Annotated in this window: 7 protein-coding genes; 1 reads left to right on the forward strand and 6 read right to left on the reverse strand. The window is 64.8% G+C overall.

Annotation, left to right across the window (positions count from 1 at the left end):
* The 5 genes from SH809_07900 to SH809_07920 form a co-directional block, all read right to left on the reverse strand.
* Positions 1 to 1,443, reverse strand: a 1,443-nt coding sequence (locus tag SH809_07900; GenBank protein MDZ4699612.1) for a calcineurin-like phosphoesterase family protein, incomplete at its 3' end; no start/stop codon positions are given.
* Positions 1,444 to 1,509: 66 nt separating this feature from the next.
* Positions 1,510 to 4,167 carry a M14 family zinc carboxypeptidase gene (locus SH809_07905; protein ID MDZ4699613.1) on the reverse strand — a complete coding sequence of 886 codons (2,658 nt, stop codon included), beginning with the start codon at positions 4,165 to 4,167 and terminating at the stop codon, positions 1,510 to 1,512.
* 67 nt (positions 4,168 to 4,234) lie between these two features.
* On the reverse strand, positions 4,235 to 4,933 hold the full coding sequence (locus SH809_07910; GenBank protein ID MDZ4699614.1) for a hypothetical protein: 699 nt from the start codon (positions 4,931 to 4,933) through the stop codon (positions 4,235 to 4,237).
* A 3-nt stretch (positions 4,934 to 4,936) separates the two neighbouring features.
* Positions 4,937 to 5,692: a hypothetical protein gene (locus tag SH809_07915; protein ID MDZ4699615.1), complete on the reverse strand. Its 756-nt coding sequence runs from the start codon at positions 5,690 to 5,692 to the stop codon at positions 4,937 to 4,939.
* Positions 5,693 to 5,712: 20 nt separating this feature from the next.
* Positions 5,713 to 6,324, reverse strand: coding sequence for a sigma-70 family RNA polymerase sigma factor (locus SH809_07920; protein ID MDZ4699616.1), 612 nt, complete (start codon positions 6,322 to 6,324; stop codon positions 5,713 to 5,715).
* Positions 6,325 to 6,553: 229 nt separating this feature from the next.
* On the opposite strand from SH809_07920, the gene SH809_07925 reads away from it, so the two are divergent.
* The gene (locus SH809_07925) at positions 6,554 to 7,150 is read left to right on the forward strand and encodes a YhgN family NAAT transporter (GenBank protein ID MDZ4699617.1); all 597 of its coding nucleotides are present in this window, start codon (positions 6,554 to 6,556) and stop codon (positions 7,148 to 7,150) included.
* Positions 7,151 to 7,412: 262 nt separating this feature from the next.
* Here the strand turns inward: SH809_07925 and SH809_07930 are convergent, their stop codons facing one another.
* Positions 7,413 to 8,720 (reverse strand): Gfo/Idh/MocA family oxidoreductase, encoded by a 1,308-nt coding sequence (locus SH809_07930; GenBank protein MDZ4699618.1) that lies wholly within the window; start codon positions 8,718 to 8,720, stop codon positions 7,413 to 7,415.
* Between the last annotated feature and the right edge of the window lie 217 nt (positions 8,721 to 8,937).

Genomic DNA, 8,937 nt, shown 5'->3' on the forward strand with positions numbered 1-8,937 from the left:
CCGCGCCTCGACGCGGATCGACCGCGCCGAGGGCGACACCGGGGCGTAAAAGAGGTATCGCACTTGCGGGTCTACCCATGGGCGGTGGCTGGGCAACTCGGGGCCGATGTGGAGTTCGACGGACAGTGGGTCTCGCCCGAGCCGTCGGGCCATGGGGCCCTTGCGTTCGCCGTCTTCGTACCAGACGACCTCCCAGCTCGGATCGGCGTCCCACACATTGGCGACGATCTCGTTCGGCGACGCGGGGTCGGCCCCACGAGGGTACACCCGCAGCTGGTGCTCGAACGGCATCCCGGTGCTTTTGTATCGCCACGACACGTTCGATCCGTCGATGTCGAACACCCCGTAGCCGCTCGGGGTCCCGTCGTAGCAGATCGGGCCGCTCCACCACGCGCCGCAGGCCGTGCCGAGGATGTGCTCGTGCACGCCGCCCTCGAACACGTGTTCGTTTTCGTGGGTGTGGCCGGTGATCAGGTGGGCGTTGTAGGGCTCGAGGATGCGGTAGAGCCGTTCGCGGTTGGTGATCGAGCCGCTGATGCTGGGGCCGCCTTCGCCCTCGCGCATGGGAGCCGTGCCGAGGCCGGGGATGTGGGTGAAGACGATGACCGTCCGGCCGGCCTCGACGGTGGCGAGGTCGTTCGCGAGCCAGAGGAGCTGGAAGTCGTCCAGGTAGCCGATGTAGCCTTTCGCATGGTAAAACACGTCATCCAGCACCACGTAGTGCACATCGCCGCGCTCGAACGAGTAGTACCGGGGGCCGAAATGCCGGCTGAACGTCTCGGTCGACGCCCCATCCGATCCTCCCGAAAAATCGAGGTCGTGATTGCCCACCACCTGGAAAAACGGCACGCCCATCCGGCTGACGGCGCGCTCGTACTCGGGGTAGAGGGACAGGTCGTCGAACATGATGTCCCCACAGGCGACGCCAAAGGAGACCGTGTCGAGCTGGCTGACGGTGGCCATCACGTCTGGCACGGTCTGGGCGTGTAGCAGGCCCATCTCGTAGGGCGTCTGCGTCTGCGTGTCGGCCAGGACGACGAAGGTGTGCCGGCCGGCGCGGTCGGTGGCCTCGAGGTCGAAGCTGGCCTCCATCTCACCGCGTGGATTCGGGGCGAGGGGCTGGTAGAATCGGGCCGTGCCGGGCTGGTTGACGGGGATCTGGAAGCCATCGGGCAGGCTGATGTGCACGAAGGGCTGAAGGTCGGTCGAAAACAATTCGTAACGCCCATCGACGGCCGTCTTCACGACCGACACGCCGTCGGTCACCGACACGCCCGCGAGGTTGACCCGCCCGGCGCGAACACGGCCGCGGATACGCACGGGCCGGCCGGCAGGGGCGCGGAGCAGGGGCGCGTATGGGTCGGCCAGGAGCTGGAACGGGAGGGCGAGGCCGGCGCCGGCGAAAGCGGCACGGCGGAGGAACTGGCGGCGGGTGTGAGACATGGCTGGGGAAGTAAAAAGTAAAAAGTAAAAAGTGAAAAGTGAAAAGTGAAAAGTATCGATGATCGATCATCGGTTTCCTTCCGGCGCTGGCAACTCCCCCGGCTCGGGTTCAGGGAAATCGGTGAGGGTGGCGGCGTGGAGGGTGTTGAAGATCAATTTAAACGTCCCTCCGGGCTGGCCGCGGAACTGGGGGCGGAAGCCGGTGAGGACTACGTTTCCGCGGCCCAGCGGCACGCGCATCATGGCGGCTTTGCCGGCGATATGGTCGTCGGCCCCGAGCGCCCAGCCGCTGAGCAGCAGGTCGGACGCGGCGTATCGGGCGACGACCTCGACCTCCGGCGCCGGCGCTTCGGTGGTCGATTCGCGTCCGCCTTCCCCTTTTGTGGGTTTCCGTACGGCCTCGAAGGCCCGGCTTTGCTGGAACGACGCGGCGACCGTGTCCGCCATCCCGTAGGCGAGCGGGTGGCCGGCGTCCACGTCCATCCGTATCAACGAGCCGGGTATGAAGAAACGGTCGGACGACAGGCCTCGCACGACATTGCGGACGGGCAGTCCGAACTGATCGATCAGGAAATCGCTGGCCGCGTCGAAAGCGAGCAGCGTTCCCCCTTCTTCCACGAACTGCTTGAGCGCCAGTGTCCCTTCCAGGCCGATACCGCCCGTGTATTCCGCGGGCATGGTGTTCGGGGCGTGGCCGTTGAGTAGCCCTTCGCCGTCCTGGCTCGGGAGGATGACGGCGTGGTAGGTGGCGAGTTTCTCGTAGCGCAGGTCGGCATCGTGCAGGGTGTCGACGGCGAACTCATACCGCTCCAGCAGCCAGCGTGTCCATCCCTCATCCATGTTGGGGAACCACGATTTGTAAAGCCCCACCCGGGGTCTTTCCAGGGTGTGGAGAGGCGCCGCCGGCGCCACGGCGAGTCCGTCAAACGACAGCCCGGTCGCCTCGGCCGCCTCGCGCAGCCGCGCTTCCGTCTCGGGGCCTTTCTGAATGATGATCGCGCCTTCGGGATGGGTCGTGTCCCCGTCCAAAAAACCCGCGCCCGCCCAGCTGACGCTTTCGCCGGCGTTCAGCAGCCGGTTGGCGACCAGCGCGCTGCCGTTGGCGGTGTGCGGAAGTACGTAGCCATAGACCGCATCGCCCGAGACCTGGCCTGCATCCGGGCGGAGGGTCGTTTCGGTGATTGCGTAGAGGTTCGCTTCAAACGGCGTCTCGGCGCGGACGACGCGGACGCCCATCTGGAGGGGCAGCGTCCAGCCGGCGAGGTCGTACGGTACCTCCGGCGAGCCGTCCGGACCCCGCCGATCCGGGTAGGCCTGGGGCTCCATCAGATCCACCAACATCGGGCGGAAGGCCTGGGCGGTGAAGGCGACGTAGCTGCCGGCGGCGAAGGTGGTGTCGTTGGCGGCAAAGTCCCGTTCGGCCCGGTGCACTTCAAGCCCCGTCTTGCGCAGCACTTCAACGAGACGGAGCGCCTCCGTGGGGTCGTGCTGGTCGGCCGGCACAATGTAGGCAAAGGGCGCCTCGGCTGTGCCGCGTTCGATGGCGTCGCGGCCCATCGCGTAGCTGTCGTACAGCCAGCGCTCGCGCCGGTCCGCCGCGATGTTGAGCAGGCCGAGGGAGGCCGTGACCATGTAGTCGACCGCATCCCGGAAGCGGGAGTTGCCTCCTTTCCAGGGATAGGGGTAGAAGATGTCGGTGCCGTCGGTGGGCGTCTGAGGATGGCCGGCGAGGGTGGGCGGAAGGGAATCCGGGTCGTAATAACGCGGGGTGGGCGTGGCGTGGGCCGTTTCGGTGAGGATGCCGATCTGGTTGTGGAAATACGGGGCAGTCCGCATCCCCCCATTCCACCACATGCTGTACTGGACGTCCGACACGACGCCCGGCATCCGCTCCATCGCAAACCGGTTGGCCATGGCGGAGCCGACGAGGTTGACGCCGGTGGTGACGCCCGGGTGGATGTTGGGGTTGACGGGGTCGGAAAACGGCGGCAGGAAGATGCGCGCCCAGGCCGGCGAGGTCTGGTGATGGTTATGGACGATCTGGGGGTACCACTCGTTGTACAGTACCTGCGACACCGCCTCGGACTCCGGCATGGTGTTCATGAACCAGTCCCGGTTGTTGTCGTGGCCGACGTACGGGTGGTACAGCCACGCCGGCCCGGTCGTCTCGTACGGCGTGCCGAGGTATTTCCGGTACCAGTTGGTGACGATATCCAGCCCATCCGGGTTGATGTTGGGCATTAGCAACACCACTACGTTCTCGCGGATGTGCTGCATCTCGTAGCTTTCCTCGGCGACGAGTCGGTAGGCCAGTTCGGGGGTCATCTGGCCATGGGCTTTTTCACTGGCGTGCATCCCGCCGTCGATCCAGACGATGGCTTTGCCTTCGCGAGCGTAACGTCGGGCGATGATCTCGTCGACCCGGCCACGCGCCAGCTCCTCGCTCACCGTCCGCCAGCGGTCCAGCTGCCGCATGTTCGCCTCGCTGGAGATGAACATCAGCACCATCGGCCTGCCCTGCACCGAGGCGCCGATTTCGATCAGGCGGGCGCGGTCCGATGCGGCGTCGAGGCGCTGGAAGTAGTCTGTCACCTGCCCGTAATCCGCCAGCGAGTAGTCGGCCCCGGGTTCGAAGCCGAAGACGTCGGCGGGGCGCGGGATAGCCGGCTGGCCGGCGGCCGGCGCGGCGAGGAATAGGAAGAGTAGGAGCGTCGAGACCTTCATTCGGACAGCAAGGCGAGGGTGTGCTGCCGACGAAGATAGGGGCTGGGGGGAATCGATGAAAGAAGGGTTACTGAATCAACTCGCGTAACCGCTGGTCGATGATCTGACTCTTCAGGTCCTCGCGTTCTTCGAAGCGGCGCTGGAGCTCGTTGAGTTGTTTTTCGAGTTGCTCGACCTCCATACGCCGGTTCTCCTGTTTGAGTTCGAAGATGCGGACGAGGAGCTGGCGAAGTTCGGTGATCTGGGCATCTCGATCAGTGCCGGCAGCCATCCCGCGGATGCGCTGGGCGCGGGTGAGGGTTTCGGCTTCGAGGTCGAACTCGGTGACGAGGCGGTTGTAGAGCGCGTTATCCTCGCGCTGGACTTCCAGGAAGTAGTGCTGCATCAGCGGGCTCGCCGCGTCGTCGTAGGACATGGCTTCGGCGCTGGCTGGCGGGGCTCCGGGCGCGGCATTGCGGAATACGACGGTCGTCTGTCGGGACTCCTGGTCCTTCGCCGGCAGTTCGCGAAGTGCGCCCTCGACGATGGTGTAGGAGTGGCCGTCGAGGGTGAAGGCCGTCGCACCCGTGAACGAGAGCTGGACGGTCACGTCGTTCACCTGGAGGGACGGCGGGATCTGGTCGGGCTCCTGGAGGCGACCGTCAACGCGGACTTCTCCGTTCTGGATGGTGAGTGTATGCGTTTGCGCCAGCGCCGGCAGGGCAAGGATCCCCATGACGATAAGGGCGGGCAGCAACGCGCCGAGGCTATGGAAGATGCGTGGCATGGCCTACTGATTACCCGTTCGTGTGCTCGATGCTTCGTTCAGCCGGAGGCCGGCGGGCGGAGCGGCCGGCGAGTAGCCGGGCAGCGCCTCGAGCGGCACCACCATCTCGTCCCAGTTGAGGTCCTCACTCTGTTCGAGGAGGTGGTCGATCCGGCTTTTGTACTGGATGAGCGCCTCCGTTTCCTCCCATGCGGGGTGGGCGGATTCGGCGGAGGCCAGGGAAGCGGCCGCGCCGGCTTTTGCCGCAGCTGTGCCGCCGAGGGGCTGGCCGGAGTCCGCCGCCGCTTCCCGGCGGGCGGCGAAGTCGTCGGCCAGACCGCTGGAAGCGGATTCGGACAGGGCGTCGGCTTCAAACGCGGCCGGCGCCTCCTGCGCGACGATGGGCGCGGCTTCGAACTCAGTCGCGTTAAACGAAGGCGTGCGATTGACGAGTATGAGGCTTACGATGGCGACCAGACTGAGCGCGGCCGCGGCGAAGCTCCAGGTTTTTTTACGAGCGCCTGTAGCGCGGCGAGGGGCCGGCGCGCGATCGGTGAAGGCCACCGGGGGCGGGGCGCCCGCGCCGGCGGCGGCGGCGAGAATACGGGAGACCACTTCGGGATCCGGGCTCGCGGGGATGGAATGATCGAGCCAGAACTTGGCCTCGCTCATGGCCTGGTATTCCGACGTGAGGTCGGAATCCTGAAGCAGCTCCGGAAGGGGAGTCGCGTCCTCGGCTTCGCCATACAGGTGAGACAGGAGTTGTAGCTTCTTTTCCATAAAAGCAGGTTGGGCGCGCTCTACAGGAGCTCGGTTAGTTCAGTCGTGGGTACTTTTTTTTTATCGTTCATCATCTTCCTCAGGTTGAGCAGCGCGTAGCGCATGCGCCCGAGGGCGGTGTTGATCGAGCAATCGGTAAGCTGGGCAATTTCCTTGAACGTCATGTCCGCTTCGTGGCGGAGCAGGAGGACCTCGCGCTGTTCGGGGGAAAGACGGTCGATGCAGGCCTCTAGCCAGTCATGCTGCTGTGCCCGATGGAGCAACTCATCCGCCGGCACCGTGTCGTCGGTCAGGCGCTCCCAGAACGAGGGAGCGTCGTCGTCGCCCTGGTCCGGCACGTCCTGCCATTTACGCCGGCTGCGGAGGTAATCGAGCGTGGCGTTGCGGGCGATGCGCATCACCCAGGCCAGCCATCGGTCCTGCTGTGCATACGAGCCGCGCTGGTTCTGCATGGCGCGGATAACCCGGAGGAAGGTCTCCTGAAACAGGTCGTTCGCCACGTTTCGATCGCGCACCATACCCAATAGGTAGCCAAAAATGCGCTCCTGATGACGGGCGACGAGGGCGCTGAACGCTCGCTCGTCGTTATGCGTGAGGTAAGCTGAAGCGAGTTGCTCGTCGCTAAGAAGCATCCGCGGTACGATGGAAAACTACCTGTGGTACAGGGGACCGACAGGTGGAAAACGAATAGGGCCGGGCGATAGTATGGATGGAAGGGAAAAAAGTTCGGAAGTGGTTGGCAGGTTTGCAAGTTGCAGGTTGGCAGGTTTAGTGATGTCGTTCGTTGTAGCTTCCCAGTAAACCGCGGTTCAGCTACGCAGAAACAACCTGCCAACCTGCAACCTGCCAACCTGCAACCAATTGGACTTCTCCGACTCGATCTGGTCCGCCGCCGTTGTGCTGCTGTTTATCATGGACCCGTTGGGAAATATCCCCGTGATGCTGTCGATTCTGAAAGACATCGACCCCGCCCGCCGGCAGCGCATCATCGTGCGCGAGTTGTTCATCGCGCTGGCGATTCTGCTGCTGTTTCTGTTCACCGGGCAGCGGATTCTGGATTTTCTGCACCTCCAGCAGGAGTCGGTGACGATTGCCGGCGGGATCGTGCTGTTGATCATCGGGCTGCGGATGATTTTCCCGGGGAAGGAAGGGGTGATGGGGCACAACAGCGTCGGCGGCGAGCCCTTCATCGTACCGCTGGCGGTGCCCATGATCGCCGGCCCGTCGGCCCTGGCGATGCTGATCCTCATGGTCCGCAGTGCGCCGGACCGGATGCTGAACTGGTTTTACGCCCTGATGATCGCCTGGGCGATGACGTCGGTCGCCCTGCTGGGCGCGCCGCTGTTATACCGGATGCTCAAAGACCGCGGCCTCGCCGCCATCGAGCGGTTGATGGGTATGTTGTTGGTGATGATGGCCGTCCAGATGTTGTTGAACGGCCTGAAGGTGTTGGGATAACATCGAAACCCCCGTAGCCCGGGTTAGGCCGCCCAGCATTCGTTATCCATCTCGCACCCGCATCCCGGCGGCCGTAACCCGGGAAACGCCCCGACCGCCAGCATTCGTTATCCGTCTTGCTGTCGGCCAGCCGGCAATTCGTGGACGAGGGCGTCGGGTTACGGCCTGTCGGCCTAACCCGACCTACGGCAATTCGTGGACGAGGGCGTCGGGTTACGGCCTGTCGGCCTTACCCGACGTACGGGTTTTTCGTTATGTATAGTCAACCGATATTCGGCCACGACCACGGCTTCCGGTACGCCGGCTTGAGGTAATCATCGGCGATCGGGTTGTCGGCGAAGCGGTTCTGGGCGGCGTCCCACACGAGCCGGCTGCCGGTCCGGTAGGCGATGTTGCCCAGGTGGGCGTAAAACGCGGCATCGCGGCCCATCTCGACGGTACAGGCGGGGTCGCGGCGGGTTTTGATGGCTTCGATAAAGTCGGCCGCGTGCAGGCCGTGGTTGTTGGGGGAGCCGGGCTTGCGGGGAAACGGGGGGATCAGATAGGCGCCCTGGCCGATTTCGGGCACGACCTCCCAGCTGTCGCGGTTCACGACCAAGGTGCCGTTATTGCCGATGAAGGCGATGCCGTAGTTTCTGTCGTAGAGCCCTCGTTCGATCCCCCCGAAATGCTCCCAGGAGATCGTGTAGCCGTCCATTTCGTAGAGGACGGAGAGGGTGTCGGGCGTTTCGATGGCGCGTTCGGGGTAGGCGTAGATCCCGCCGGCGGCGGCGACGGACTTCGGCGGGCCGTCGATGTTCATCGCCCAGAGGACGATGTCGAGCAGGTGGACGCCCCAATCGGTCAGCAGTCCGCCTCCAAACGCCCATTGATGCCGCCAGCCATTGTGGAGGCGGTTGGCGTTGTAGGGCTGATCAGCGGCGGGGCCGAGGTAGAGGTCGTAGTCGAGCCCCGCCGGCGCCGCTCCATTTGCGATGCGCTCCAGGCCCTTGCCGTAATCATAATGCCCCCACACGCGCACCTGACGAATGGCGCCGAGTTGCCCGGATTGCACAAAATCCACCACCTCTTTCCAGTGCGGCCCGCTCCGTTGCTGCTGGCCGACTTGCACGACGCGGTTGTACCGGCGCGCCGCGCGCACCATCAGGTCGAGCTCGGCTATGGAGTTAGCCATCGGTTTCTCGACATACACGTCCTTGCCGGCCTGGCACGCAAGTACCATCATGAGGGCGTGCCAGTGGTCCGGCGTGCCGATGATGACGGCGTCGATGTCGGGATCGTCCAGCAGCGCCCGGAAGTCGCGGTGGAGCGCCGGCTTTTTGCCCGTCCGCGCCTCGATCTCGGCGCCGCGCTGCTGGAGGATGGCGTCGTCCACATCGCACAAGGCGCCGCAGACCACCCCGGGCTGGTTCAGGTGGTTGCTCAGATCGCCAAACCCCATCCCCCGGCACCCGATGAGGCCCAGAACAAGCGTGTCGCTCGGCGCGCGGCGCGGAGTTGCGGAGGTGACGATGGCCGGCAGCGCGGTGAGGGCGCCGGCGGTGGCGAGGAAGTGGCGGCGAGAAAACATGGGGGAAAGGCAAAAGTGAAAAGGAAAAAGGCAAAATGCGCAATGGTACAATACGGCGCAAGCCCGTAGCCCGGGTTAGGCCGCCCAGCATTCGTTTCCCGTCTTGCGACCACCATGTCGGCGGCCGTAACCCGGGGTTCACCCGCATGGAATCGCAATCCCGGCGGCCGTAACCCGGGGTTCACCCGCATGGAATCGCAATCCCGGCGGCCGTAAC

The sequence above is a fragment of the Rhodothermales bacterium genome (assembly GCA_034439735.1).
GTDB lineage: Bacteria > Bacteroidota > Rhodothermia > Rhodothermales > JAHQVL01 > JAWKNW01.